The organism is Kytococcus schroeteri (genome assembly GCF_042433515.1).
Taxonomy (GTDB): Bacteria; Actinomycetota; Actinomycetes; order Actinomycetales; family Dermatophilaceae; genus Kytococcus; species Kytococcus schroeteri.
The window spans coordinates 33,833-60,115 of the sequence record NZ_JBHLVH010000002.1; the positions used below are offsets into that span (position 1 = coordinate 33,833).

The 26,283-nt window shown below is 71.5% G+C and carries 22 protein-coding genes and 1 CRISPR repeat array (1 of these 23 running past the window's edge); of the genes, 7 read left to right on the forward strand and 15 right to left on the reverse strand.

Translation table 11 applies throughout. From position 1 onward, the window contains the following. Window positions 1-207: a CRISPR direct-repeat array (repeat unit 28 nt; unit sequence GGCTCATCCCCGCTCGCGCGGGGCTCAC); it begins 1,162 nt to the left of the window's first position. Window positions 208-262: 55 nt separating this feature from the next. The 8 genes from cas2e to cas3 are packed head-to-tail and all read right to left on the reverse strand — an operon-like array spanning window position 263 to window position 9,327. Continuing rightward, window positions 263-733, reverse strand: coding sequence for a type I-E CRISPR-associated endoribonuclease Cas2e (gene cas2e / locus ACFFHC_RS00855; protein WP_379802537.1), 471 nt, complete (start codon window positions 731-733; stop codon window positions 263-265). Next, the gene (gene cas1e, locus ACFFHC_RS00860; protein WP_379802538.1) at window positions 646-1,569 is read right to left on the reverse strand and encodes a type I-E CRISPR-associated endonuclease Cas1e; all 924 of its coding nucleotides are present in this window, start codon (window positions 1,567-1,569) and stop codon (window positions 646-648) included. Before cas1e ends, cas2e begins: the two co-directional genes overlap by 88 nt. A gap of 17 nt (window positions 1,570-1,586) precedes the next feature. Continuing rightward, entirely contained in the window at window positions 1,587-2,309 is a 723-nt protein-coding gene (gene cas6e / locus ACFFHC_RS00865) for a type I-E CRISPR-associated protein Cas6/Cse3/CasE (protein ID WP_379802539.1), read from the reverse strand. Further along, window positions 2,306-3,004 carry a type I-E CRISPR-associated protein Cas5/CasD gene (gene cas5e / locus ACFFHC_RS00870; protein WP_070705204.1) on the reverse strand — a complete coding sequence of 233 codons (699 nt, stop codon included), beginning with the start codon at window positions 3,002-3,004 and terminating at the stop codon, window positions 2,306-2,308. Before cas5e ends, cas6e begins: the two co-directional genes overlap by 4 nt. Next, a complete protein-coding gene (cas7e, locus tag ACFFHC_RS00875; RefSeq protein ID WP_379802540.1) occupies window positions 3,001-4,167 on the reverse strand; it encodes a type I-E CRISPR-associated protein Cas7/Cse4/CasC in 1,167 nt (388 codons plus the stop codon). Before cas7e ends, cas5e begins: the two co-directional genes overlap by 4 nt. 35 nt (window positions 4,168-4,202) lie before the next feature. Then, window positions 4,203-4,883, reverse strand: a complete 681-nt coding sequence (gene casB / locus ACFFHC_RS00880; protein WP_083323556.1) for a type I-E CRISPR-associated protein Cse2/CasB — start codon at window positions 4,881-4,883, stop codon at window positions 4,203-4,205. Next, complete coding sequence (gene casA, locus ACFFHC_RS00885; RefSeq protein WP_379802541.1) at window positions 4,880-6,526, reverse strand: type I-E CRISPR-associated protein Cse1/CasA; 1,647 nt, start codon at window positions 6,524-6,526, stop codon at window positions 4,880-4,882. The genes casB and casA overlap by 4 nt, the downstream gene beginning before the upstream one ends. A gap of 2 nt (window positions 6,527-6,528) precedes the next feature. Then, complete coding sequence (gene cas3, locus ACFFHC_RS00890; RefSeq protein ID WP_379802542.1) at window positions 6,529-9,327, reverse strand: CRISPR-associated helicase Cas3'; 2,799 nt, start codon at window positions 9,325-9,327, stop codon at window positions 6,529-6,531. A 405-nt stretch (window positions 9,328-9,732) separates the two neighbouring features. Between cas3 and ACFFHC_RS00895 the strand changes: the two genes are divergently transcribed. Continuing rightward, complete coding sequence (locus ACFFHC_RS00895) at window positions 9,733-11,565, forward strand: NAD-dependent malic enzyme (RefSeq protein WP_141494560.1); 1,833 nt, start codon at window positions 9,733-9,735, stop codon at window positions 11,563-11,565. Window positions 11,566-11,637: 72 nt separating this feature from the next. Here ACFFHC_RS00895 and ACFFHC_RS00900 read toward each other — a convergent pair whose 3' ends face one another. Next, window positions 11,638-12,345: a hypothetical protein gene (locus ACFFHC_RS00900; RefSeq protein WP_070703618.1), complete on the reverse strand. Its 708-nt coding sequence runs from the start codon at window positions 12,343-12,345 to the stop codon at window positions 11,638-11,640. Between the two features lie 205 nt (window positions 12,346-12,550). On the opposite strand from ACFFHC_RS00900, the gene ACFFHC_RS00905 reads away from it, so the two are divergent. From ACFFHC_RS00905 to ACFFHC_RS00915, 3 genes are all read left to right on the forward strand, one after another. Then, window positions 12,551-16,435: a TM0106 family RecB-like putative nuclease gene (locus ACFFHC_RS00905; protein WP_101849132.1), complete on the forward strand. Its 3,885-nt coding sequence runs from the start codon at window positions 12,551-12,553 to the stop codon at window positions 16,433-16,435. 72 nt (window positions 16,436-16,507) lie between these two features. Next, window positions 16,508-18,004 carry a sugar porter family MFS transporter gene (locus tag ACFFHC_RS00910; protein WP_379802543.1) on the forward strand — a complete coding sequence of 499 codons (1,497 nt, stop codon included), beginning with the start codon at window positions 16,508-16,510 and terminating at the stop codon, window positions 18,002-18,004. Between the two features lie 98 nt (window positions 18,005-18,102). Further along, entirely contained in the window at window positions 18,103-19,389 is a 1,287-nt protein-coding gene (locus tag ACFFHC_RS00915; protein WP_101849134.1) for an NRAMP family divalent metal transporter, read from the forward strand. 82 nt (window positions 19,390-19,471) lie between these two features. On the opposite strand, the gene ACFFHC_RS00920 is transcribed toward ACFFHC_RS00915, so the two are convergent. The 4 genes from ACFFHC_RS00920 to ACFFHC_RS00935 all read right to left on the reverse strand — a co-directional run bounded on the left by ACFFHC_RS00920 (window position 19,472) and on the right by ACFFHC_RS00935 (window position 20,824). Beyond that, window positions 19,472-19,870 carry a hypothetical protein gene (locus ACFFHC_RS00920; RefSeq protein WP_101849135.1) on the reverse strand — a complete coding sequence of 133 codons (399 nt, stop codon included), beginning with the start codon at window positions 19,868-19,870 and terminating at the stop codon, window positions 19,472-19,474. Between the two features lie 28 nt (window positions 19,871-19,898). After that, window positions 19,899-20,129, reverse strand: a complete 231-nt coding sequence (locus ACFFHC_RS00925; protein WP_070705150.1) for a sulfurtransferase TusA family protein — start codon at window positions 20,127-20,129, stop codon at window positions 19,899-19,901. 90 nt (window positions 20,130-20,219) lie between these two features. Continuing rightward, on the reverse strand, window positions 20,220-20,345 hold the full coding sequence (locus ACFFHC_RS00930; protein WP_269149659.1) for a hypothetical protein: 126 nt from the start codon (window positions 20,343-20,345) through the stop codon (window positions 20,220-20,222). After that, window positions 20,342-20,824 carry a YeeE/YedE thiosulfate transporter family protein gene (locus ACFFHC_RS00935; RefSeq protein ID WP_238329909.1) on the reverse strand — a complete coding sequence of 161 codons (483 nt, stop codon included), beginning with the start codon at window positions 20,822-20,824 and terminating at the stop codon, window positions 20,342-20,344. Before ACFFHC_RS00935 ends, ACFFHC_RS00930 begins: the two co-directional genes overlap by 4 nt. Before the next feature lie 217 nt (window positions 20,825-21,041). Here ACFFHC_RS00935 and ACFFHC_RS00940 point away from each other — a divergent pair, with 217 nt between their 5' ends. Both ACFFHC_RS00940 and ACFFHC_RS00945 read left to right on the forward strand, forming a co-directional pair. After that, window positions 21,042-22,451, forward strand: a complete 1,410-nt coding sequence (locus ACFFHC_RS00940; RefSeq protein ID WP_379802544.1) for an amino acid permease — start codon at window positions 21,042-21,044, stop codon at window positions 22,449-22,451. A 97-nt stretch (window positions 22,452-22,548) separates the two neighbouring features. Continuing rightward, window positions 22,549-23,136 carry a hemerythrin domain-containing protein gene (locus tag ACFFHC_RS00945; protein WP_141494973.1) on the forward strand — a complete coding sequence of 196 codons (588 nt, stop codon included), beginning with the start codon at window positions 22,549-22,551 and terminating at the stop codon, window positions 23,134-23,136. 16 nt (window positions 23,137-23,152) lie between these two features. Here the strand turns inward: ACFFHC_RS00945 and ACFFHC_RS00950 are convergent, their stop codons facing one another. Beyond that, window positions 23,153-23,581 carry a pyrimidine dimer DNA glycosylase/endonuclease V gene (locus tag ACFFHC_RS00950; RefSeq protein WP_379802545.1) on the reverse strand — a complete coding sequence of 143 codons (429 nt, stop codon included), beginning with the start codon at window positions 23,579-23,581 and terminating at the stop codon, window positions 23,153-23,155. A gap of 34 nt (window positions 23,582-23,615) precedes the next feature. Here ACFFHC_RS00950 and ACFFHC_RS00955 point away from each other — a divergent pair, with 34 nt between their 5' ends. After that, a complete protein-coding gene (locus ACFFHC_RS00955) occupies window positions 23,616-24,947 on the forward strand; it encodes an alpha/beta hydrolase (RefSeq protein WP_379802546.1) in 1,332 nt (443 codons plus the stop codon). A gap of 51 nt (window positions 24,948-24,998) precedes the next feature. Here ACFFHC_RS00955 and ACFFHC_RS00960 read toward each other — a convergent pair whose 3' ends face one another. Next, the gene (locus tag ACFFHC_RS00960) at window positions 24,999-26,213 is read right to left on the reverse strand and encodes a zinc-dependent alcohol dehydrogenase (protein WP_070705946.1); all 1,215 of its coding nucleotides are present in this window, start codon (window positions 26,211-26,213) and stop codon (window positions 24,999-25,001) included. Between the last annotated feature and the right edge of the window lie 70 nt (window positions 26,214-26,283).

Here is a 26,283-nt window from a genome sequence, read left to right on the forward strand (position 1 = left end):
CATCCCCGCTCGCGCGGGGCTCACCCGTAGGCGGTACCTTCCCCGTCCACCCACACAGGCTCATCCCCGCTCGCGCGGGGCTCACTTGACCGCCGACCTGGACCCCGAGAACCGCCTGGGCTCATCCCCGCTCGCGCGGGGCTCACGGTTCCGTCATCGACCACGCTCAGGCGACGTTGGGCTCATCCCCGCTCGCGCGGGGCTCACACTAAGAAAACGGCCTAACCGCCAGCATACGTGGCAGCGGACGCGCCGTTTTCCTTCAGTTTCTCGGCTCAGGGTCTCCGCGACGCCATCCCGGCCGAAGCCCACGCTGACGAGCGCGCGCAGCACTCCAGCCTGTGCGTCTCGACGGCGGATTACCGGGACGGTCGTCCGGGAGCGGCCGCTTCATGAGGGTGAGTCCGTCGAAGTCCGTGGGCTCCCAGTGGTGACGGTGTGTCAGGACGGTCAGACGCTGCTCACCTTGTGATCGGTACACCATCAACGCGCGTCCTTCCTTGATGTTCTCCTGAACGCGCTGCCACAGCTCCTCCCTGATCCTCTGGCTCGGGTTGCCCACGAACACCCCGGAGTCGATCTCCATCAGCCATCGGGTCAACTCGCCACGCAGACCACTCGGCGCCGCGGTCACGACGAGGACCATCACCAGTCCACCCCGTAACTGATGCCCCCTGCCACCGTGGTGTGCCCACGGCCGGACCACAGGGAGAGCACCTCCTCCTGCTCCCATTCCGGCTCGAGCGTCTCCTCCTCACCCAACAACAACATGGTGATGTCCCGGGCACATCGCTCCAGCAAGCGATGGTCCACCACCGCATCCCGGACCCGCCGTCGCACCGTCGATTCCAGGTCCACGTCATCGAGGGCGGCAGCATCGAACGCCACCGGGATGCTCACCTCCGCCTTGTACAGATCGGCCACGTCGTAGACGAAGGACCTGTCGTTGCCCGTGTGAACGAACCCGAGTCCTGGCGAACAGCCCAGGGCCGCGACCACCGAATGCACGATGCCGTACAAGCTGGTGTTCGCCACCGTGAGGGCCCGATTGGCGACGTCGCCGTCATCAAACGCATCCGGGTCGTAGTCGCGGCGTTTCCACTCCGTCCCTGTCCTCTTGGCATGATGCCGATAGAGGCGCCGCACGCGGGCTCCTTCACGCCCCCGCAGCTGCTGCATGGTCAAGGTGGACACGTCCTCACCGGGAAAGCGCAGCTCGTACATCCTCCGGGCCACCGCCAGGCGCGAGCGGGTGTTGGAGACGAGCTCGGCCTGCCGCACCAGGAGCCGCGTAGAGCGAGCCAAGGATCGACCACTGGCGTAGTACCGCACACCGTTCTCTCCCACCCAGACGACGGACGCTCCGGAGTCGCCGAGCAGGGACATCGCCGCGTGGGTCACGCGCGTGCCGGGCCCGAGGAGGAGACAGCCCAAGGCGGCGGAGGGGATGTGCACCACGCCGTCTTGAACCGTTGCGGTCACGGCGTTCCCATCCCGATGGACCGTCACGTGTTCAAGGTAGATGAACGAGAGCCGGTGCGCCACACGCGTCAGCTCCCTGGCTTCCATGCGACGCCCCGGCCCCGTCATGCGGAGCCCTCGACCGCCGGCCGCAGGGTCATCAAGCCGCACCCGTAGGCCTTCGCGCGGCCCATGCCCGAGACGAGGGCCTCTCGAAGCCGCTGGGCGTCCGTCACCTGGAGGATGCCGTCGAACTGGGCCATCCGGAGCGTCACCTTGGCTCCGCCGCGGCCAGCGTCTTTCCTACCGAACCGCTCGTCCTGACTGTTCGACACCATCACCGAGGGAGGCTCAGAGTCAGTCGCCGACGGTTCCTCACCGGGAACGTACAGCTCACCGCCCTCCAGCGGCAGACCGAAGCCCCACCCCTCCGCCCGGCGTGCCAGCCACCACAACTGCTGGGCCGGGGTCACGTACGGCAGGATCTTGCTGCGGGCACCGGCCTGCGCCACGTTCTTTACCGGGTTGGCCGTCAACCGGAATCCCCAGCTCTGGCCGGTGCGCAGGCGCGCCAGGAACGGCCCATAGTCCGTCGATGACCACGACTCACCGGCCCAGCCCGCCTGCTCCACCACGTGGGTCAGATCAGGCTCCACGGGGCTGACGACGTACAGCACGTGCCGATGACCGTCGTGGTCGAGACGCCACAGAGGGCGCCCTTCCATCTCCTCGTGCCTCTCCGGCGAGAAGGCCGCCATCACGGCGGCGTGCATCGCCTGACGGTTGAACACGATCTTCCGGCCGCTGCGCGTCGCTGGATTCACTGCCATGCGGGTCAAAACCGTCATGCCCCAGCCACCGCCTCCCAGAACGGATCGAACGCCTCTCGGCCGTCGGGGTTCTCCACCACGTGCGGCGCCGGCATGAACACCGACCGCCATGCGTAGTCACGGTGTCGTGGGTCGAAGCTGACCGGGACGTCGTGGACCCGCTCCTCGACCTCCTCTCCAGGACGGGCATCACGGTAGATGCTCAGCGGAACCCGTCGTGGCCGCGTCCGCCGGTGGGTGGCGGAAGCCTGCCACTCCACCTGCCGCAGCGCTGCCTCCACGTCGCCGTCTTCCAGTCCCATGACGAGGTCATGGCTCACCGGACAGGAACGGCGCCCCAGGTACAGCGGGTACCGCGGTGAGCGGAGCGCTCCCTCCAGCCCCCGGAGCACCTGCTCCGGGCCCGACACGGCCACGACGAAGCACGCGTCTTCCAGGTAGTAGCGGTTGCTCAGCCTCGCGGGCGGCCCCTTCCGCCAGTCGATGGCGGTCTGGTAGTCACGCAACAGGGTTCCGGGCTGATCCACGCGCACCCCGAACTCCAGGGCGACGAGGTCCTCCACGGTCTCGGTACGACGCCGCCCCTCGGCTGCTGCCAACAGACCCACCACGGCGGACTTCGTCGGGGTGTGATGGGTCCGTCGCTCGGTGTAGCGGCTGTCGTCGCCCCATGACTGCAGCGGCCCTCTGAGCCGCAGAAGAAGTGCCGTCATGCCACGTCCCCGCGGATCTCGGCGTCGAGCCGCTCCAACAACTCGGTGCGGTTCACGCGCTCGCCGACAGGCTCCAGTGCCTCCGCCAGAGCGTCCGTGGTGATGACCCAGGCAGCTCGGGGGTGGGCGTCGTACATGTCGTCGAGAGAGGCCGCCTCAGCAGCCAGCTTCTCTGCCGCCACACGGCGACGGCCACCCGCGGCCCCCTCCACCACCGGCTCCTCGAAGGCGTTCACCCAGGAGACCGGACGGTCATCCCGCACCACGACGACCACCGCCTCCGGCAGGGTGGTGTTGGCAAAGCTGTTCTGCTTGCCCGAGGGCATGGACGTGATGAACGCCTTCACGAAGGCGTTCACCGCACGCTGCGCCATCTCCTCGGACCCCAGGTTCTCGCCCAGCGATTCCAGGTCGATGTTTGCGTAGCGGTACAGGGTGGACGACGTGAACGTGACCGTGCCGATCATCCCGGCACCGGACTCCTCAGCACCCTCGGCCATGTCGTCCACGGCCGTGAAGTAGTCGAACTCCGGCTCCGAGGCACTCACCCCGATGGCATGGGCCACCTGCACCGCTGCGTCCACGTTGTAGGCCGGCTCATCGGCAACCATCCGGCCGAACATCGCCACGTCCACCGAGTGGTCGTTGTCGACGATCGCCGCGGCGTCCTTCTTGGACCAACCCGACTCGGGGTCGGCGTTGACCGCCTCGGCGGCACGGGTCACCTGCTGGTCACTGAGGAACAGCAGGTAGGACACCTCGGAGAAGATCGCGTCCAGCTGCTCCTGCTCGGTGGCGTCCTTCTTGAGCTTGCGCTTGGCCGGCTTGAACCCGGCCTTCGCCAGCAGTGCCTCTGCGCCCTGCGCCGCGGTCAGCAGCAGTGCACGGTGCTGCTCGTCCTCGAGACTCGGCTGCTCGATGCCCTGCAGCTCCACCGCGCGATAGGCGATCTTCTCGACGACCCGCTTGGTGCGCACCCCCAGCTCGGACCGGTCGAGGTAGTTGGGGAAGTCGCGGCGGATGGCTCGCTTCCACGCCTGGGAGGACACGCGCTGGCGGGGAGCACCACCGAAGGTGGCGGACTTGGGCGACCCCGTGTCGTCGCGGTTGATGTTGTTCGGCGGCAGGGTCTGCAGCGCGTGGATGTCGATGAAGGTGCTCATGGTCAGGTTCTCCTGTGGTGTCGGTGTCGGAGGGGTCACTCGGTGCTGGTCGTGGCAGCGGGGCGAGGGTGCAGGGAGGCTGCGTAACCGCGCCCCCATCGAATGACGACGTCACGCCGCCGGGCAGGAGTGCGCAGCCGGCGCAGGTCCTCAGCCAGTCGGCCGTAGTCCAGGGGGATGGAGTGCGCGTTCAGCAGCCCGATGAGGGATCGAAGGTGATAGCGGATCCCTGCCTCAGTAGTCGCGAGCATGAGCGCGTCCAGACGGGGCTTGATGGAGCCGCTCTCCGTGCGACGACGCAGTGTCCCGACGGCCTCACCGAGGCTGACGCCCGCAACGTGCATGGGTTGCGCGTGGGACTGCTGGTGGATGCTGAAGAGGGTCACTGCCACGAAGGCAGCCCACTCGGAGTGCGAGGGCGTATCCCCTCGGCCGAGGTCTCCCTCCGGAAGCTCACCGAGGACCTCCTCCGAGACCTCCCACCACGCGCGGGGGTCCTCCCCCGGTTGCTGGGCTGCCGCACGCCGAAGCCGGCTCAAGACCCCACGCGCTCGCGCGGACCGCTGGGCATCCTGCCCGAGGAGGTCCCGCTGGAGCCGGTGGGCGGCTGCGGCCACCGCCTTGTACAGCGACGGCGGACTCGCCTCCGTCGCCTCCGTCTCCGTGTCGGTGACAGTCATGGTGTCCCGTCCCTTCTCGTCGAGGTCTCTGGTCATCTCGCGTGCTCCCCAGGTCGGGGTGTCGTTGCCGTTGCACCCAGCTCCTTCTGGAGCCGGTGCCTCAGCAGCGACCACGCGGTGGCGGCACTGGTCAGCCGGCCGTCCTCCCCCTCACGCCCGACGATGGCTGCCGGAGAGACGCCCGCCGTCAACGTCCTGGCCTGATTGACCACGAGGTCGTTCACCAGACGCAACCACTGGTCACGCTGCGCCACGAGGTCCTCCGTGGGGGTGAAGCGCGCCAGCCAGTCCTTGAACGGTTCGTCGAACATCGCGAGGGCTGTCTCGGTAGCAGCAGCGTCGAACTCGTACTCCCGCCCCCCGGCCTGTCGCAGCATGGCCGAGAACTGCCCCAGGGCGACGGCCACGTTCATGGTGGCCCCGGCAGCGGAGATCATCGTGTGCGAAACCGCCGGGTCGTTGGTCGCCAGGGCACTCAGGCGAAGCGGCGCCTCGTCGTGGATCGTCGACGTCACCACGGCGTCCTGCGTGCCGTACACCGCGCCGATGAGCTCCGCCGTCACGACGACGTCCTCGTCCAGCAGGTCCATGTGCTCGTCCCAGAGGTCCCTCAGTCCGGTGACCGTGGCCGGCGGGCGGACCGTGGCGGAGGCGTCCTCGTGGTGCTTCAGCAACGGCTCAACGCCTCGCCACAGAGTGCGTACCTCACTGTGCGCGCGCGGCATCCAGACGTCCTTCCCCGCCTTCTTCGACTGGGGCTCGCTGAACCGGTAGGCCGTCATCGGGTCGGACATCTCGTTCTGGGACTCGATGCGGTCGCCGTTCGCCACGAGAATGCCCGTCACGCGACCCTCCTCCCAGAACAACCGCACACGCCGCGACTGCCAGGTGAGCAGGTCACAGGGCCCCGTGGCGCGCTGAGGCCCTCGCGCCGCAGCGGTGCTGACCTCCTGCTCCCACACGGGAAGGTCACGAGCCATCGACTCCCCGAAGACCACGGACGGCGGGGTGTTGAGCGCCAGGGTCTCCGCGAGGTTGCGTCCGTGGAGGACAACGGTCCCCGCGCGTCCGCTCCACCCGGTCCCGATGGGGTACCCCTTCCCTCCCTTCACCCGGTCATCACCCACCGCACCGGACTTGATGCCCGAGTAGTTCCAGGCCTGCAGGTGGACGAGCCACCGAGCTGCCTCTGCAGCGGCCACGGAGTCGAGGCCGTCCGCCGCTCGCACGGAGAAGTACGGCGACTCCGCGTCGGGGACCAGCTTGGTGATGGGGTCACGCTTGCCGGACGCAGTGGCCAGACCCGCCACCTGCATGAACGGCTGGTCAGGGTGTCTCAGGTCCCACCGCGGGGACATGTCCCCCAGGTACTCGGCCACGCGTCGCTGCGACGCCTCGTCCTCCGACCCCGTGAACTGCTCGACCCACCATTCGGCCCGCCCCGAGGCACCAGCCGCGGCAAGTCTCGGGTCCCGGTGGTGGGCACGCCAGAACACCACCAGCAGCAAGCGCAGGAGCGCGGCGTCCTGCTGGGGCGACTCACCCGCGATGCGCTGGATCTCCCGCGCCCGGGCAAAGACGTCCATTACCGAGAGCTCAACGCTCTCCGCGGTGTTCAGGAGTACGCGCACCCACGGTTCGCGGATGAGGTCGAACCCTTCGGTTGCCGTCGTCTTCATCGTCATTCCTTCTCCTCCAGAAGTCCGAGTTCCGCGTCGTACCGCAGCCGGTGACCCGCCACCGTGGCACGCCCCTCCGCGTCCACCATCAGCTGCAGCTGACCCCTCAACGAGGGCGATTGCTGCCACGCGAGGTCCGTCTCCGCCTCCAGCTGGTCGAGCGCGGCATCGAAGAGCCACGGCTGGGAGAAGCGGTGGGGCAGACGCACCGACGAGGCCGCAATGTGTTGCGCAGTCGGCCACGGCGGCACCTGACCGGTGGACACGACCGGGGCGTCGGCACCTCCGTCCAGGAGCGTGTACCCACCACTGGCCGAACGCGTCAGGAGAACCTCGATCGTGGGCGACGAGTCCCGGACCTGGGCCAGACCCCGTGCCTCACCGCCCGCGGAGTCCACGTCGCGGGAGTCGATCGCCCAGAGGGCGCCGAACCGCTCGGCGGAACGGGGGGTGTCCAGGAGGAAGGTGGCGGCGCGGGATCGCTGATCCGCCGTGCGCGCGTCGAGCTCGGCGGCGGCCCGCTCCCACGCATCTGCCCACGGAGCCGGGATCTGCGGGGCTGCGGAGTACACCTCGCGCACGAGGCGCGGAATGTCGCTAGGAATGGACACGCTCGCGCCTCCCGTGTGGAGGCCGAGAGCTGCGGTGGATGCGAGGAGCGTCGCGCGGTCGTAGACGAGCACCTGACTCGGCTCGAACTCAGGAGCCCCGTCGTCGCTGCCCCACGACTGAGCCCCCCTTACGTGGACGCGTGGCACCCGGGCCCACACAGGCCGATCGCCCACCGGGCGCGTGTGACGGTGGACGCGGCCCGCCCGCTGCAGCACGAGATCGACGGGGGCCACATCCGTGACCATGGCGTCGAAGTCCAGGTCCAGGGACTGTTCCACCACCTGGGTCGCCACGACGATCCGCCGTGGGGGGCGCCCTGCTCCGCGCGCGGCCCCAGGGCCGAGGTCATGGAGCAGCTCCCGTTCCTTCGTCACGCGGTCCGAGGCGATGAACCGGGCGTGCACCAGCCGAGCATCGCTGCCGACGAGCACCCGAGCCAGCCGGTAGGCGTGCTGGGCGCGGGCGACGGTGTTGCAGACCACGAGGAGACAGCCACCCTCGTGCTGCACACGGGACATCGCCGCAGCCAGGTCATCATCCTCATCGGACATCGGCCGCACATCCAGGCGGAGCTCACGCCCGGAGCGTTCTGACGTAGTGGCCGTGACCCCCTCGGCTGTTGCGGCCGTCAGGACGGGGTAGGCATCAGCGGTGTCCGGCACCTCCGTGGACTGTGCCGGTGTGGCCGTGAGGCCAGCCCGGTAGGCCCTCACGAGCTCACCCCTGATGCCGGGCGGCAGGGTCGCGGAGAGCAGCACGACCGGCACCCCGTAGGCCCCCAACCAGTGCAACGCACGTTGCAGATAATGCCCCATGTATGTGTCATAGGCGTGGCATTCGTCGATCACCACGACCTTCGACGCCAGGGCCAGGTGCCGGAGCATCGAGTGCTTGGCCTGCAACGCCATCAGCAGGACCTGGTCCACGGTGCCCACAGCGATGCTAGACAACAAACCCTTCTTGCGGCCCGTTAGCCACTGGTGCGCCACCACCGACTCGTGGTCTCCCGGTGCATCAACGGCCACGCTCCGCACGCCGAGCCCACGGCGGGGAAGTGACCGGGCGTCCTCGTTCAGCGTGGCTTTCGAGTGAGCGAGGAAGAGCGATGCCGGGCGCCCCGGCACCCCCGCCCGCTCGGCCCATGCCGCGACGCGGGTGTAGAGCGCATCCGAGGTGGCCATGGTCGGCGCCGCCACGAACACCCCGGTGCGGCCGGTGGTGCGGGCGAGCTCCTCCGCAGCCGCGAGGGCAGCCTCGGTCTTGCCAACACCCATGGGCGCCTCGATGCACAGCAGCCCCGGCCCTGTGAACCCCCTGGCCACGCGGAGCGCATCCGCCTGGACGGGCCAGGGAGTACGACCTCCGGGCCAGGCGAAGCGGACCGCATAGGCAGACCCCGCGTCCTCCGGCAGCGGCTGCGTGGCCCACGGCTCACCGAGATCAAGGTCCATCCACGCCCTGCCCGCGCGCCTCTCCGAGGATGCGTCGTGGGGCACGTTGAGGGGGAAGAGGTCCTGGTTGGAGGCGATCCAGTCGCCCATCACGACCAGTCCGGACAACAGCATCAGGTGGTGCCGAAGCTCCGTCTCCACGGGAAGGCGCCGGATGACTCCCTCGGCGCCGGTGAGGTAAGTGATCCCGACGAGCAGCTCATCCTGCACGGCCCGCCACGGGCCCCCGGAGTCCAGGGCAGCTCGTTTTTCCATACCGATCCGGGACGGCAGGCCGTGATGGGCTCCCACCACCGACGCGAGTCGCTCGGCGACCTTCTTCGAGGCTCCCGGGACGGCCGAGGGGAGCCACCTCTTGACAGCGCAGGCACTCCCCGCCGAGTGGGGGTAGCGGTCGCCGGCCAGCGCGGGGCCCCGCAGTGGCAGTCCGGCATCGATCACCCGGTCCGCGAACGAGGTCCGGTCCCCTCGTACCATGAGCTGCGACTGGAACGACGGGGCGGCCTTGCCCACATCGTGGACGCCGGCCAGCCACGCCAGCAGGTTCGCGCCCTCACCACGCAGATCGAGCTCCGCATCGAGCCGGTCGCGGACCCCGGGCGCCAGCCACCGCTCCCACAGCAGTCGCGCAACCGCCGCCGCGTCCTCGAGGTGGCGGGGAAGGCTGAGCCAGTCCCCAGGCTCCTCCCCGGTCTTTGCCCACAGGCTCCGTGCAGCGCTGCTCCACTCGTACTGCACTGAAACCTCCTCCGACATCCGATTCGACCTCGTACCCAGAGCGAGCCAGCCAACCGTTGTGTGATCCGCCACACCTAACAGTGTCTCGAAGATAGAGGGCCGACGCCGTCTGGTCAACCCCAGACCCCCAGGTTGAGAGATTCAAACACTCCAGATCCCTGGTTCGGTGACTACAGTTCCCCTGCACTGAGGATTCAGTGATGAGCCCCTCTCAACCTGCGGGCTACCCGTGTTCCCGGATCCGTCCGGGATGAGGTGGGGTGACGCATCACGCCGACACCACGCCGGGTGCGCGTCACCCCATCCCGCAGGGCTCGCGGCCTCTCGAGGACAATCCCACCCCCCTCACCCGGTACACCGCGCACCGCCCGCGACGCGCGGCGCGCAGGGCACTACGTTGGCTCCATGCCTCGCCAGTACCAGTTCCGCAACGAAGACGGCCACGAGACCGTCCAGATCGCCGTCCGCGGCCGCCAGGTCCTGGCGCGCCCCATGCTCAACCGCGGGTCCGCCTTCAGCCCGGAGGACCGCGACGCGCTGGGTCTGCGCGGCCTCATCCCGCCGGCGGTCAACACCATCGACGACCAGGTGCGCCGCTGCTACGGCCAGTTCCAGATGCAGCCCACCAACCTGGCCAAGTACGTGTACCTGAACTCGCTGCAGGACCTCAACGAGATCCTCTTCCACCGCCTGGTGGCCGAGCACCTCGACGAGATGATGCCGATCATCTACACCCCCACCGTGGGTGAGGCCATCCAGCAGTTCTCCTCCACCTTCGACCGTCAGCGCGGCATCTACCTGTCCATCGAAGACCACGGCGGCGCCGAGGGCATCGCCTCCGCGCTGGCCGCCTACGGCAACGGCCCGGACGACGTGGACATCGTGGTGGTCACCGACTCCGAGGGCATCCTCGGCATCGGCGACCAGGGCGTGGGCGGCATCCGCATCGCCATCGGCAAGTCCGCCGTGTACACCACTGCGGCCGGCATCCACCCGATGCGGGTGCTCCCGGTGGTGCTCGACGTGGGCACCGACAACCCGGCCCTGCTGCACGACCCCAACTACCTGGGCCTGCGCCGTGACCGCGTGCGCGGCGAGGAGTACGAGGCCTTCATCGGCGACTTCGTGGAGGCCGTGCAGGAGCGCTTCCCCAAGGCCCTGCTGCACTGGGAGGACTTCGGCGCCTCCAACGCCCACAGCATCCTGGAGACCTACCGCGACCAGGTGTGCTCGTTCAACGACGACATCCAGGGCACCGCTGCCGTCGTGGTGGCCTCCGCCCTGGCGGCGTGCAAGGCCAAGGGCGAGCAGCTCTCCGACCAGCGCGTGGTCATCCACGGCGCAGGCACCGCCGGCATCGGCATCGCCGACCTGATGCGCGACATCATGATCAGCGAGGGTCTGGACGCCGACGAGGCCACCCGCCGCTTCTGGGGCCTGGGCAGCCGCGGCCTCATCCACACCGGCGGCAGGATGCGCCCCTTCCAGGAGCGCTACGCCCGCCCCACCGACGAGCTGGCCGACTGGCAGGCCGACGAGGACGGCAACTACTCGCTGGCCGAGACCGTGCGACAGGCCAAGCCGACCCTGCTCATCGGCACCTCCGCGCAGGCCGGGGCGTTCACCGAGGAGATCGTCCGCGAGATGACCTCGGTCACCGAGCGGCCCATCATCCTGCCGCTGAGCAACCCCACCGCCAAGGCCGAGGCCGTGCCGGAGGACCTGCTGGAGTGGACCGACGGCGGCGCGCTCATCGCCACCGGGTCGCCGTTCAAGCCCGTGGTCCGCGACGGGGTGACCTACACCATCGCCCAGGCCAACAACGCGCTGGTGTTCCCCGGCATGGGGCTGGGCACCGTGGCCGTGCGCGCCACCCGCCTGACCGACGGCATGATCACCGCCGCCGCCCAGGCCGTGGCCGACATGACCACCGTGGGCACGCAGGGCGCGGCCGTGCTGCCCTCGATGCGGGAGCTGCGCTCGGTGTCCGCGGCCGTGGCCGAGCGCGTGGCCGCCGCCGCCGTCGAGGAGGGGGTGGCCACCCTGGAGCTGGACAACCCGCGCGAGACCATCGCCAACCTCATGTGGACCCCGGAGTACCCGGAGGTGGAGGTGGTGGACTCCATCGAGACGCCGAGCGCCCGTCCCACCGACCCGGGCGCCCAGGGCGTGCGGCACACCGGTGACGACTCGCCGCTGAGCCGCTGGCGCCCGCGCCTGCCGCGCCTGAAGGGCTGAGGCAGGCCACAGGTACGGCGAGAGGGCCGGCTCCCCGGGTGGGGAGCCGGCCCTCGGCCGTGGGTGCGTGCGTCAGTTGTTGCGACGCAGGCGGGTGGCGCCGACGGTGGCGGCACCGGCCAGCAGCAGACCCGCACCGGCCAGGCCGGCGGTGGCGGTGTTGTCCTCACCCATGTAGCCGGTGTCCACCGGGGGGCCGGGCTCCGGCTTCGGCTCGGGCTTGGGCTCCGGCTTCGGCTTGGGCTCGGGCTTCGGCTCCGGCTTGGGGGCCGGCTTGTCGCCACCCAGGTCGTCGCCCTGGAAGGTCACGTTCGCCAGCTTCACGTTGCAGGACGGCACGTTGTTCTCGTGGTAGACGAACTCCGGGCCGACCAGGGTCACCGGGTTGGTCTTGCCGAAGTCACCCTCCTTGATGGTGTGGGTGCCGGTCAGGGTGACGGTGCCGCCGGCCTTGAGGGTGTCCTGCTTGGTGGTGAGGGAGTAGTAGGCGGCACCGCCGTTGGCGTCCGTGTACGGGGCGCTGAAGGCGTGGAAGGGGACGTTCGACTTGGTGCCGTTCTTCAGCACGACGGTCAGGGTGATCTTGTCACCGGCGCTGGCCTTGCCGTTGCCGTCGACGTCGGTGATCTTGTGCGAGCCGCTCCCCGTGAACTTGGTGCAGGTCGGCAGGTTGTCCTGAGCACCCGGAGCGGCCTGGGCGGCGGTGCCACCGGCGAAGGTCAGGCCGGCCACGGCCACGGCGGCGGCCAGGGAGCCACCGGCGATCTTGGTGATGGTCATGGGATCCCTTTCGTTGTCACGCACGCACGTACGTGATGTGTGGACGCCCCGGGGAAGACGTGCCTCCCCGGCACGGTGCCCGCTCCCGCGGGCACGTCTTCACCATAGGGGCAACCGGACCCGTCCCTCTGCGACCCTCGGCGGAGACCTGCGCCCACCGCATCGACCCCTCGTGGGTGTCGGTGCCCACCCCTAGGGTGGCGCCATGTTCCTCCTCGATGACGGGACGCTGGCCACCAGCGCCCAGGACCTCCGCCTGGCCAGCGAGTGCGAGTTCGCGCTACTGCACCGCGTGGACGTCACGCTGGGCCGCGCCCCGCGCGAGGTGGCCGACGACCCGATGGCCGACCGCCTGGCGGAGCTGGGCACGGCCCACGAGACGCGCGAGCTGGAGCGGTTGCGCGAGCGGTTCGGTGCCGGTGTGGTGACCGGCGAGCGCCCGCGCGGTTTCACGTGGAACGCGCTGGCCGACGGCATGGCCTGGACGGTGCAGCAGTGCCGCCGCCCCGACGTGCAGGTGGTGCACCAGGCCCCCGTGCTGCTGGAGGGCACCACCGCCGACGGCACACCCCTGCTGCCCCTGAGCGGCATGGCCGACTTCGTGGTGCGCACCCCCGAGGGCTGGCGCGTGGGCGACACCAAGCTGGCCGCGCACTCCACCGTGGCCTCGATGCTGCAGGTGGCCGCCTACGCCGAGGCCCTCACGCGGCAGGGAGTGCCCGTGGCGCCCGAGGTGGAGCTGGTGCTGGGCACCGGCGCCGTGGACGCCCACCCGCTGGGCCCCACCGCCGCGGTGGTGCGTGACCGGTGGGCGCGGCTCTCCCGGTTGGTGACCGCGCACCGGGAGGGTGGCGCGTCGGTGGTCTGGGGCGCCGAGGGGGTGGCCGCCTGCGGGCGCTGCGACGTGTGCGCGCCCCGCGCCGCGGCGGGCGACGACCTGCTCGGCGTGGCCCGCATGTCGATGCCGCGACGCAAGGCCCTGCACGCCCACGGCATCACCACGATGGCGCAGCTGGCCACCGCCGAGCGGGGCCCGCGCGGCATCCGGCAGGCCGACTTCGAGGCGCTGCGCGACCAGGCCGCCCTGCAGGTACGGGCCCGCGAGGCCACCGCCGCCGCACGGGAGGCCGACCCCGCGGCACCGGAGGTGGTGCTCAGCGAGGTGATCTCGGCCGAGGCGTTGGCCGCCCTGCCCGCGCCGAGCCCGGGGGACGTGTTCTTCGACTTCGAGGGCGACCCGCTGTGGCGGCCCGCGCCGGGGGCGCCGAGCGGGCTGGAGTACCTCTTCGGCGTGGAGGTGCTGGACGTGCCCGAGGGGGCTGACGTCGTCGGTGGTGACGACCCCGCCGCCTACGGGCCGCCCGACGAGCACGGCGCCCGGTACCGCGCGTGGTGGGCGCACGACCGCGCCGAGGAGGGCCGGGCGCTGGCGGACTTCCTGGACTGGCTGGCCGCTCGGCGCCGCCGTTACCCGGACCTGCACGTCTACCACTACGCCGCCTACGAGGTGACCGCCCTCAAGCGGCTCACGGCGGTGCACGGCATCGGGGCCGAGCAGCTGGACGACCTGCTGCGCCAGCACGTGTTCGTGGACCTCTACGCCACCGTGCGCGCAGGTGTGCGGGTGAGCCAGGCGAGCTACTCCATCAAGAAGCTGGAGCCGCTGTACATGCCCGCCCGCGGGGCCGACGGCGTGACCGGTGGGGCCGACTCGATCGTGGAGTACCAGCGGTACTGCACCGCCCGCGACGCCGGGGAGGCCGAGCGCGCGGCCGGGATGCTGGAGCGCATCCGGGCGTACAACGAGCTGGACTGCGAGTCCACCTGGCGGCTGCGTGACTGGCTGCTCGCCCAGCGCGATGCCGTGGCGGACGCGAGTGGGGCGGAGGGCGCCTGCCCGGAGTGCACCGGCACCGAGAACCGCACCGGTGCTGAACTCGACAGTCGAGTTCAGCACCGGTGCGGAGTTCACGCCCAGGGGGACGGTGGCGGTCCGGACGGCGACGCCGAGGAACCCGGGCCCACAGTGCCCGAACCGGCGCTGCCCGAGACGCCGGAGGCCACCGCATCGGACCGGTGGGCGGCCGCGCAGGAGGCCGAGGAGCGCTTCCGCGCCCTGGGCCTGCCGCCGGCCGGCGAGCGCACCGGTGCCGAGCAGGCGCTGGCCATGGTGGGCGCCGCCCCGCAGTACTACCGCCGCGAGCACAAACCGCACTGGTGGGGGCACTTCGAGCGCCTGGCCCTGCCCGTGGCCGAGTGGCCGTTGACCTCCGGCGTGGCCACCGTGGACCGCGCCACCTGGACCGACGAGTGGGAGCGCCCCACCCCGCGCAGCAACCCGCGGCGCACCCTGGAGGTGCGCGTGGACACCGGCGGCCGACCGGTGCCGCCCGGCACGGGACTCGTGGCCGTGTTCGGCGCCCCGCACCCGCAGGGCCTGGTGCCCGAGGGCGGGTACCCCCACGTGGCGTGGCCCTCCTCGGCCGAGGTGACCGACTCCCGCACCGACGCCGCCACCGGCCTGCAGGTGTGCACCGTGACCGTGCCCTGTCCGCGCCCCAGGGCGGACCGCCCCGAGGTGCCGCCCACCGATGCAGTGCCCGTGGGCTTCGGCCCCACCGCCCCGCCGAGCACCACCCACCTGGACGCCGCCCTGCTGGAGCTGGCCGCCGGCGTGCTGGCCCACCGCGACGCCAGCAGCACCGAGCCGCTGCCGGCCACCGCCGGGCTCGACGTGCTGGCCCGCCGCGCACCGCGGATCGACGGGGAGGCCCCGACCGGCGAGGACGGCCCCGGTGGCGACACCGGCAGCGACACGACCCCCGGGCCCGATGCCCGGCGCACCCTGCTGCCGCAGGTGGGCGACCCCGGCATCGAGACGCCCGTCGACGCCGTGACCGCCGCGGTGCAGATGCTGCAGAACAGCTACCTGGCCGTGCAGGGCCCGCCCGGCACCGGCAAGACCTACCTGGGCTCCCGCGTGGTGGCCGCCCTGGTGGCCCGCGGGTGGCGCGTGGGCGTGGTGGCGCAGTCGCACGCCGCGGTGGAGAACTTCCTGGCCGCCTGCGTGCGCGCCGGGGTGCCCGACGTGCGCGTGGGCAAGCAGGCCCGGCCGGAGAACGCGCAGGCCGCGTTCACCCGTATCAAGGGCTCCGGGCAGCCCGCGGCGTGGGTGGAGGAGCAGACCGCCGCCGGCCACGGGTTCGTGGTGGGCGGCACGGCGTGGACCTTCGCCAACCCCGCCCTGGATGCCGAGGGACTGGACCTGCTGGTGGTGGACGAGGCCGGCCAGTTCTCCCTGGCGCCGCTGCTGGCCGCCAGCCGGGCCGCCCGCAACCTCCTGCTGCTCGGCGACCCGCAGCAGCTGCCGCAGGTCTCCCAGGGCATCCACCCCGAGCCGCTCGACGACTCCGCGCTCGGCTGGCTCATCGGCTCCGAGCACGTGCTGCCCGAGCGGTTCGGCTACTTCCTGGACACCACCTGGCGCATGCACCCCGAGCTCACCCGCCGCGTCTCCGCCCTGGCCTACGACGGCCGGCTGCGCTCCCACGAGCAGGTGACCGCCGGCCGCCGCATCGAGGGGGTGACCCCCGGCCTGCACGTGCGCGTGGTGGACCACCAGGACAACGCCGTGGCCAGCCCCGAGGAGGCCGACGAGGTGCTGCGGGTCGTGCAGGACCTGCTGGGCCGCACGCTCACCGACGAGAACCTGCCGGCCGGCGAGCAGCAGCGCCCCCTCACCGAGGCCGACGTGCTGGTGGTGGCGCCGTACAACGCGCAGGTCGCCCTGCTGCGCACCACCCTGGAGCGGGCCGGTCTGGGCGAGGTGGCCGTGGGCACCGTGGACGCCTTCCAGGGCCAGGAGGCCCCGGTGGTGGTGCTCTCCATGACCGCATCGGCCCGCGACCGGGTCTCGCGCGGCATGGCCTTCCTGTTCGACGTGCACCGCCTCAACGTGGCCGTCTCCCGCGGACAGGTGGCCGCGTACGTGGTGCGCTCGGCGGCGCTCACCGACATCGCGCCGGCCTCGCCGCACGACCTGCTCACCCTGGGCGCCTTCCTGGAGCTCACCGCCGAATCCACCGGCTGAGGGAGGCCGTTGAGCCCCCGCGCGGTCGAGCGGGATTGGCGCGCAGACCCCCGGGGGCCGCACACTTCTCCGATGCCCACTGAACCGCTCCACCCCTCCACCTCCGGCGCCTCGCCGGCCAGCCGCCTGCCCGGCACCGCCGCCGAGTCCGGCTCGCAGGTGGTCATGCTCGCCCTCGTCGCCGCGCTCGGTGGCTTCCTGTTCGGCTTCGACTCCGCCGTCATCAACGGTGGCGTCAACGCCATCCAGCACCGCTTCGGCCTGTCGTCCTCCCTCATCGGCTTCACCGTGGCCATCGCCCTCCTCGGCGCGATGGTGGGTGCCTGGTTCGCCGGCACCGTCTCCGACCGCATCGGCCGCACCCGCGCCATGGTCGTGGCCGCCGTGCTGTTCACCGCCTCCTCGCTGGGCTGCTTCCTCACCGTCTCGGAGTGGGACCTCATGGCCTGGCGCTTCGTCGGCGGTGCCGGCATCGGCATGGCCTCCGTGCTGGCCCCGGCGTACATCGCCGAGATCTCCCCGGCCCGCATCCGCGGCAAGCTCGGCTCGCTGCAGCAGCTGGCCATCGTCATCGGCCTGTTCGCCGCCCTGCTGGTGGACGCCTGGCTGGCCGAGCTGGCCGGCGGCGCCGCGCAGGACCTGTGGTTCGGCCTCGAGGCCTGGCGCTGGATGTTCCTCTCCGGCGTGGTGCCGGCCGTGGTCTACGGCGTGCTCGCCCTGAGCATCCCCGAGTCCCCCCGCTACATGGTGGGCAAGGGCCAGGTGGAGAAGGCCCGCCGCCTGCTCATCGACGTCATCGGCACCCCCGAGGCCGAGGTGGAGGAGAAGGTGGCCGACATCCAGCGCACCCTCAACCTCGAGGAGCGCCAGTCGCTGTCCGACCTCAAGGGCGCCGCGGCCGGCCTCAAGCCCATCGTCTGGGTGGGCATCCTGCTGAGCGTCTTCCAGCAGTTCGTCGGCATCAACGTCATCTTCTACTTCGGTTCCACCCTGTGGCAGGCCGTCGGCTTCGAGGAGTCGCAGGCCCTGCTCATCAACGTGGGCACCTCGGTCACCAACATCGTGGTGACCATCGTGGCCATCCTGCTGGTGGACCGGGTGGGCCGCCGCCCGCTGCTGCTGGCCGGTTCGGCGGGCATGTTCCTCTCCCTGGCCACGATGGCGGTGGCGTTCTCCCAGGCCGTGGTGAGCGGCTCGGGTGAGACGCACACCGTCTCCCTGCCCGAGCCGTGGGGCGTCATCGCCCTGGTGGCGGCCAACCTGTTCATCGTGGCCTTCGGCATCACCTGGGGCCCGGTGGTGTGGGTGCTGCTGGGCGAGATGTTCCCCAACAAGATCCGCTCCCTGGCCCTCGGCGTGGCCGCCGCCGCGCAGTGGCTGGCCAACTTCACCATCACCATGAGCTTCCCGCGCCTGGCCGAGGTGTCGCTCACCCTGGCCTACGGCCTGTACGCCGCGTTCGCCCTGCTCTCGCTGCTGTTCGTGTGGCGCTACGTGCAGGAGACCAACGGCAAGGAGCTGGAGGACATGGGCGAGGAGGCCATCGACGCCGTGCCCGCCCACGCCTGACACGCACGCCCCGTGGCCAGGTCACGGATTGGCAACGATGGGGCCCCACCGCGACGTCGCGGTGGGGCCCCGTCGGCGTCCGGCGGCAGGGTGCTGCCATGTCGACCGCACTGCCCGACTCCCGCACGTCCGCGCCACCCGGCGCCCCCAGCACCTGGCGCTCTCGCGTCGCCGCCCTGGGCCCCGGCCTGCTCATGGCCTCGGCCGCCATCGGCGGTTCCCACCTGGTGAGCTCCACCCAGGCCGGCGCCCTGTTCCAGTGGCAGCTGGTGGGCCTGGTCGTGGCCGCCAACGTGCTCAAGTACCCCTTCTTCCGCTTCGGCGCCCAGTACACGGTGGAGACCGGCCACAACCTCGTGGAGGGCTACGCCCGCAAGGGCCGCGGCTACCTTTGGGTGTTCTTCCTGCTCTGCGTGGTCTCGGCCGTCATCGCCGCCGCCGGCGTGGGCATCCTGTGCGCGGTCATCCTGAAGTTCGCCCTGCCCGCCTCGTGGTCACTGAGCGTGCCGTGGGTGGCCGGTCTCATGATGCTGTCGGTCTGGGTGATCCTGCTGGCCGGCCGCTTCCCCGCCCTGGACGGCCTCACCAAGGTGATCGTCGTCATCCTCACCACGGTCACGGTGCTCACCGTGGTGGTGGCCGCCGCCAAGGGCCCGCAGGGCGCCGCCGACGCGGTGGCCGCGAGCCCGTGGACGCTGGCCTCGGTGCCCTTCCTCGTGGCGCTCGTGGGCTGGATGCCGGCCCCCATCGAGATCTCGGCCCTGCAGTCGCTGTGGGTGGCCGAGAAGCAGCGTCGCACCCCGTCCACGGCGCGCGACGTGCTGTGGGACTTCAACGTGGGCTACGTGGTCACCACCGTGCTGGCGGTCTTCTTCCTGGCCATGGGCGCCCTGGTGCAGTTCGGCACCGGGGTGGAGATCAAGATGGCCGGCGGCGCGTACATCCCGCAACTCATCAGCATGTACACCGCCACCATGGGCGAGTGGAGCCGCCCGCTCATGGCGCTGCTCGCGTTCGTGGTCATGTACGGCACCACCATCACCGTGGTGGACGGGTACGGCCGCGCGTGCGCCGAGTCCCTGCACCACCTGCGCCGCGGCGGGGGCAACGCCGGGCGCACCGCGGTCATCCTGTGGAGCACCCTCATCGCGGTGGCGTCGCTGGCCGTCATCCTGTGGTTCAGCGCCCAGATGGGCGAGCTGCTGCGCTTCTCGATGATGGTGGCCTTCGTCACCGCGCCGGTGTTCGCGTGGCTCAACTTCAGCCTGGTGCGCCGCGAGGAGCACCTGCCCGCGTGGCTGCGCGCCCTCTCGTGGGTGGGCCTGGTCTTCCTCGCCGGCTTCACCGTGTTCTTCCTCGCCACCGAGGTGGGGCTGGTCGGCTGAGCCGCGTCCCGTCGTCCCCGGAACACGCGCGAGGGGCGCCCACCGTGGTGGTGGGCGCCCCTCCGCGCCGTGGGGGCGGGGCTCAGGCCTCGCTGAGGCCGATCAGGATCGGGACGCCGATGCCCAGGCCGAACATCAGCACGAACAGCGCACCGAGGAACAGGGTGATGAGTCCGCCGATGATGCCCATCACCCAGCCGGCTGTCACGAGGCCCTCGTTGCGATAGCGCCCCGGCTGCGAGCGGATGTCACGGCGGGCCCGGTTGCCCATCACCCAGGCCAGGAACCCGATGGGCGGGAACGCGATGAGGCTCAGCAGGCCCGTCACGAACACGGGCACGCCGTCGGGGTGCTCCTCCTGGCCGGGACCGCCCGGGTACGGGCCGTACGCACCCGGAACGACGGCCGGCTGGGAGGACGGGTTGAGCTGCGGGCGGGACTGCTCGCCGGCAGGGGGACCGCTTGGGCTGCTGGGAGTCATGTCCCCGAGCGTAGGCCCCAGCGGCGGCTCACCTCCCCTTGCGGACGGTGATCGTCCACGCGGCGTCACCCGTGCGGTCGAAGGCCGTCACCTCGTGGCCGTCCTCGGCGGCCCACTGGGGCAGGCTCTCGGTGGCCTGCGTGCAGTCGAAGTCGATGCGCAGCTGGTCGCCCACCTGCAGCTGCTCCATGGCGCGGCGTGCGTCCACGAGCGGGAAGGGGCAGACGTCCCCGGCGGTGTCGAGGGCGTAGGTGGTCACGGGGTCCTCCTGGGGGAGTCGGGGGTCGGTGTCGGTGTCGAGGGGAGTGCTGGGGCGAGCGCGTCACCGCACCCGCCCCAGCGGGACGTCTCAGCCGACGGGGGTGAGCACCGGAGCGGGGCGCTCGTCCACCGGGGTGAGGGCCGGAGCGGGGCGCTCGGTGGCGGGCTGGTCCGCCGCGTCGGCCCTGGCGGTACGGCCCTGACGGGCGGTCACGAACAGGCGCGTGCCCACGTCGTGGCGCCCAGCAGCATCGAGCCGGTGGCGCCCCACCCCTCCCAGCTGAGCTGGGCGGTGGCCACCATGCCGTGGCCCACGGTGCAGCCGCCGGCCAGCGGGCCGTACTTCATGACCGCGGCCGAGAGGGCGAAGAAGGTGAGCGCGAACCAGCTGCCCACCAGGCCCTCGTCGGCCCGGTAGTAGGTGCCCGTGGCACACCCTCCGGCGGCGATGATGCCGGCGCCGAACACCAGGCCACCCACCACGGCGGCACCCAGCGGCAGCGGGTCCACCTCGGGCGAGACCACGCCGGTGGCGGTGAGCGCGAGGTAGCCCACGGCGTGCAGGGCGACGACCAGGCCGAAGGCGGTGAGCCAGCGCGTGGAGCCGCTGAGCCACACGTCGCGGAAAGCGCCGGTGACGCAGAAGCGGCCGCGTTGCATGACGAGACCGAGCAGGGCGCCGACGAGGACCACGGAGAACTCCCAAGGGGTCGATGAGGGGTCGGGACGGTGCGGCCGCACGAGCGCCCCACCATGGGGTCACGCAGCGTGTTTTTTCTCCAAACCCTGTGTTACTTCTTGCGCGGGGCGAGCCCCTCCGACCAGCGCACCGGCCCGCACCCGACCCCACGGACCGCCCCCACATGCCCTACGGTTCTGCGCACTCACCCATCCCCGAGAGGACCCCCCCGTGGCCACCCCCCTGCCCCCCGCCCCCACGGAGGACGCCGCAGCGCCCCGCGCCCTCGACCGTGGCCTCAGCACGCGGCACGTCATGTTCATCGCGCTCGGCACCGCCATCGGCACCGGGCTCTTCCTCGGCTCCGCCGGCGCCATCCAGGTGGCCGGGCCCGCCGTCCTGGTGGCCTACGCCCTGGCCGGCGCGGCGATCTACGTCGTCATGCGCGCCCTGGGCGAGATGGTCGTGCGCCAGCCGGACGCCACGAGCTTCGTGGACTTCACCGAGCGCTACCTGGGCCGTGTCCCGGGCTTCGTGCTCGGCTGGATCTTCGCCCTGGAGATGCTCCTGGTGGGCATCGCCGACGCCACCGCCCTGCGCATCTACCTGGGCCGCTGGTGGCCCGAGGTGCCCGGCTGGGTGTGGATCGCCGGCGTCATCGCCCTGGTGCTGCTGCTCAACGTCGCCGCCGTGCGGTACTTCGGCGAGGCCGAGTTCTGGCTCACCCTGCTCAAGGTGGGCGCCATCGTGGCCATGATCCTGCTCGGCCTGGGCCTGCTCGCCTCCGGGTCCGGCCTGCCCGGCAGCCAGCCGAGCATCTCCCACCTGTGGCAGCACGGCGGCTTCGCCCCCCACGGCATCAGCGGCATCGTCATGTCCCTGACCATCGTGGTGTTCGCCTTCGGCGGCGTGGAGACCGTGGGCCTCACCGCGGCCGAGGCGCGGGACCCCCGTACGGCCATCCCCAAGGCCATCAACACGGTGCCCTGGCGCATCCTCATCTTCTACGTGGGGTCCGTGGGCATCATGCTGGCGCTGGCCCCGTGGAACAGCATCGACGGGGAGCAGTCCCCCTTCGTCCAGGTGCTCGATGCCGTGGGCCTGCCCGCCGCCGGCCACGTGCTCAACGCCGTGGTCATCATCGCGGCGTTCTCCGCGCTCAACGCCATCGTCTTCGCCACCGCCCGCACCCTCTACGGCCTGGCCGACCACGGTCGCGCCCCGGCCGCGCTGCGCCACGTGGGCGCCCAGGGCGTGCCCACCGGTGCCATCACCGTGGTGGGTGCGGGCCTGGTGCTGGGGCTGGTGGCCAACGTCATCTGGCCCGGCGTGATCTTCATGCTGCTGGCGTCGCTGGCCAGCTTCACCACCATCTTCGTGTGGGGGACGATCCTCGTGGCGCACTTCGTGATGCGCCGCCAGGTGGCCCGCGGCCGGCTCGAGCGCGGCGAGTTCGCGATGCCCGGGTGGCCCTTGCCCTCCCTGCTGGCCCTGGCCTTCTTCGCCGTCGTGCTGGTGGCCATGGCTCTCTCGCCCGACACCCGCCCCACGCTGGTGGCCGGCGCCGTCGCACTGGCGGTGCTCTCCGGGCTGGGCGTGCTCACGGTGCGCCACCAGGAGCGCGCGGGCCAGCGCGCCTGACCCGTCCCGCGCCCCCGCGCCCCGTCCGCCTCCCACAGGCGGCGGGGCGCGGTCGCCTCTAGGCTGCCTGGGAACCCACCACCACCCGGGAGGCCCCATGGACATCTGCCAGATCATCCAGCGCCAGCACGACGAGCAGCGCACCCTGTTCTCCTACCTCGAGGAGTGGGACCGCACCGACACCGAGGGCCTGGGTGCCGTGTGGAAGCGGCTGGCGATCCTGCTGGAGACCCACGCCGAGGCCGAGGAGAAGTACTTCTACCCCCACCTGCTCACCCTGGGCACCGGCGGCGCGGACGCCCCGAACGCCGAGCACGAGATCGAGGACGCGCTGGAGGACCACAACTCCATCCGCGAGGCGGTGCGCCGGGCGGACGCCGAGGAGGTGGGCTCCGAGGCGTGGTGGAAGGCCGTGGTGGACGCCAACGTGGCCAACTCCACCCACATGGGCGAGGAGGAGCGCCAGGACCTGCTGGACTTCCGCCAGCAGGCATCGCTGCAGCTGCGCCACGACATCGCCGTGGAGTTCCTGCGCTACGAGGCGCTCAAGGCCGCGAAGGGCATCACCCCGCAGGACAAGGACCCGCAGGAGTGGATCGACGACCACGACGACACCGACGCGCAGGCCAGCGACCGCGCCGGTGACGCGCCCACCAAGAGCCTGCAGGCCAGCGAGACCGAGTGACGCGCCGGGGCGTCCCTCAGGGGCGCTCCCACGCCGCCACGGGCCCCGGCTCCACCACGAACAGGCGGTGGGGTCGGGGCTCGTCGCTCCCCACCTGCGCCCACCACTCGGGTGAGCGCTGGCGGCACTTGGCCCCCAGGTGCTCCCACTCGAAGGCGAGCTGCCCGTCGGTGAGCGGCAGGCGCAGGTGCGGGTCGGCATCGCAGACCACCCGGGTGCGGTCGAACCGGTAGCCGCGGGCGTCGGCGGCATCGGCGAGGCCGTGCAGCCAGGTCGCGATGCCGAGCACCGGGTCGTCCAGCGCCCGGAAGCGCTCCAGCTGGGGATGCTGCGTGTAGCCCTTCGTCAGCCCCCGCAGCACCTTCTGCGCCAGCAGACCCTCCCGCCAGCCGGCCACCAGGGCGGCACGGTCCAGCTGGGCGGGGTGCACACTCCACAGACGCATCGGGTGATGGTGTCACGGGCCCTAGGCTCGGCGCATGCAGCAGACCACCGAGTACCAGCCCGGCCTGACCATCCGCACCCTGCGCCTCGAGGCGCCCGTCGACCACGGCCTGTCCCGGCCTCCGGCGACCGGCCCGGACGCCCCGGCGGACGTGGCCCTGCCCGCAGACACGCTCGAGCTCTTCGCCCGCGTGGTCACCGGCACCGACGGGGCGGACAAGCCGTATCTGGTCTTCCTGCAGGGCGGCCCGGGCGGCGAGGCCCCACGTCCCTCCCTCACCCTCTCGAGCCCGTCGTGGCTGCGGCGTGCCCTGCAGGACTACCAGGTGGTGATGCTGGACCAGCGGGGAACGGGCCTGTCCACCCCCGTGGGGAGCACCCTGGGGCCGCGCCGCACCGCGCCCGGGCTGACCGGCGTCCTGGCCGGTACCACGCCCGCCCAGCAGGCCGCCTACCTGCAGCACTTCCGGGCGGACTCGATCGTCGCGGACTGCGAGCTGGTGCGCGAAGCCCTGGGGGCCGAGCAGTGGACCGTCCTCGGGCAGTCCTTCGGCGGCTTCACCTCCCTGCACTACCTCGCCACCCACCCCGAGTCCCTGGCCGGTGCGCTCATCACCGGCGGTCTGCCGCCGGTGGACCACACCATCGAGGAGGTCTACGGCGCCACTTGGGAGCTGATGATCGGGAAGTCCGAGGAGCACCACCGCCGCTTCCCCGGCGACCGCGCCCGCATCGCCGAGCTCACCGAGCGCGCGGCCGACGGCGAGATCGTCCTGCCGAACGGCGACGTCGTCTCCCCCGAGCGCTTCCGAACCGTCGGCCACGGGCTGGGCATGTCCTGGGGCTCCGAGCGGCTGCACCACCTGCTGGAGCGCGACCACACGTCATCGGCCTTCGCGGCCGACCTCGAGGGGATGCTGCCGTTCGGCGGTCGCAACCCCTTCTACTCGGTCCTGCACGAGTCCTCGATGGCGGACGGCGTCGCCACCCGCTGGGCGGCCGACCGCACGATCCCCGGTGCGGTGGCGGCGGACCCGACGCTGCTGGGCGGGGAGCACCTGCACCGGTCGCTGTTCACCGAGGACAGCCTGCTGGCACCGTTCGCGGAGGCGACCGACCTGCTGGCCGAGGTCGAGTGGGCGGAGCTCTACCCGGCCGAGGCGCTGCGCCGGGCTGACGTGCCCGTGGCCGCGGCGGTCTACAGCAACGACGCCTACGTGCCGCGCGACTTCTCGCTGGAGACGGCCGCGCTGCTCCAGGACGCCCGGGTGTACGAGACCAGCGCGCACGAGCACAACGGGCTGGGCGCCGGCGAGGACGTGTTGGACCACCTCATCGGACTGCTGCAGGGCACCCGCTGGCGGTGATTGCCGGCGAGTGCCCTGCAGGGGTGGGGCACTCGGCCCACGGGACGCGCGTCAGGGGGTCATGACCACCTTGAGGCAGTTGTCCTGCTTCTTCTGGAAGACCTCGTACATGCGCGGGGCGTCCTCCAGGCCCACCCGGTGGGTGGCAAGGTCCTCCAGGCCCAGCACGTCCTCGTCCTGCGTCACGACGTCGAACAGCTCGGGGGTCCACTGCTTGACGTGGCACTGGCCCATCCGCATCGCGATGCCCTTGTCGAACATGGTCATCATCGGCATCGGGTCCACCATGCCCCCGTAGACGCCCGAGATCGAGACCGTGCCACCGCGCCGCACCGACTCGATGCAGCCGTGCAGCGCCGCGAGGCGGTCGATGCCCGCGTTCTCGATGGCCGGCTTGCCGATGACCCCGGGCAGCCGGCCGGCGGCGGTGATGACGCGCTCGGCCACCGGGTTGCCGTGGGCCTCCATGCCCACCGCGTCCAGGGCGCCGTCGGCACCCCGCCCGTCGGTGAGCTCCGCGATGGCGCGGCCGACCTCCTCCGGTTTGCGGCCCTTCCCGTCCACCTGGTTCAGGTCCACCACCTCAGCGCCCCAGGCGCGGGCGGCTGCCAGGCGCTCGGGCACCAGGTCCACCCCGATGACGCGGCCGACCCTCCCCAGCCGCAGCGCGGTCCGGACGGCCAACTGCCCCACCGGACCCAGTCCGAAGACGGCCAGCGTGCCGCCCTCGGGGACCTGGGCCCACTGCACGCCCTGCCACGCGGTGGGCAGGATGTCCGAGAGGTACAGGTAGCGCTCGTCGGCGCCGTGCTCGGGCAGCGTCACCGGTCCGAACTGGGCCTGCGGCACGCGCACGTACTCGGCCTGGCCGCCGGGCACCGCGCCGTAGAGATCGGTGTACCCGAACAGCGAGGCCCCCTTGCCCTGGTCGCGGTTCTGCGTGGTCTCGCACTGGGCGAACAGCCCACGGGAGCACATCCAGCAGTGGCCGCACGAGATGTTGAACGGCACCACCACGCGGTCGCCGACGGACAGCCCGGACGCCGCGGCCTCGGGCCCGACCTCCTCCACGACGCCCATGAACTCGTGGCCCAGCACGTCCCCGGGGTGCAGGAACGCCCCGAGCACCGAGTACAGGTGCAGGTCGGAGCCGCAGATGGCGGTCGAGGTGACACGGACGATCGCGTCGGTGGGCTGCTGGATGACGGGGTCCGGGACGGTCTCCACCCGGACGTCCTGGGGGCCCTGCCAGGTCAGTGCGCGCATGGTCCTGCTCCTTGCCCGGCCGGGGCCGGATGGGGGTCCTGCTCGGTCGGCTCCACGCTAGACGTGATCC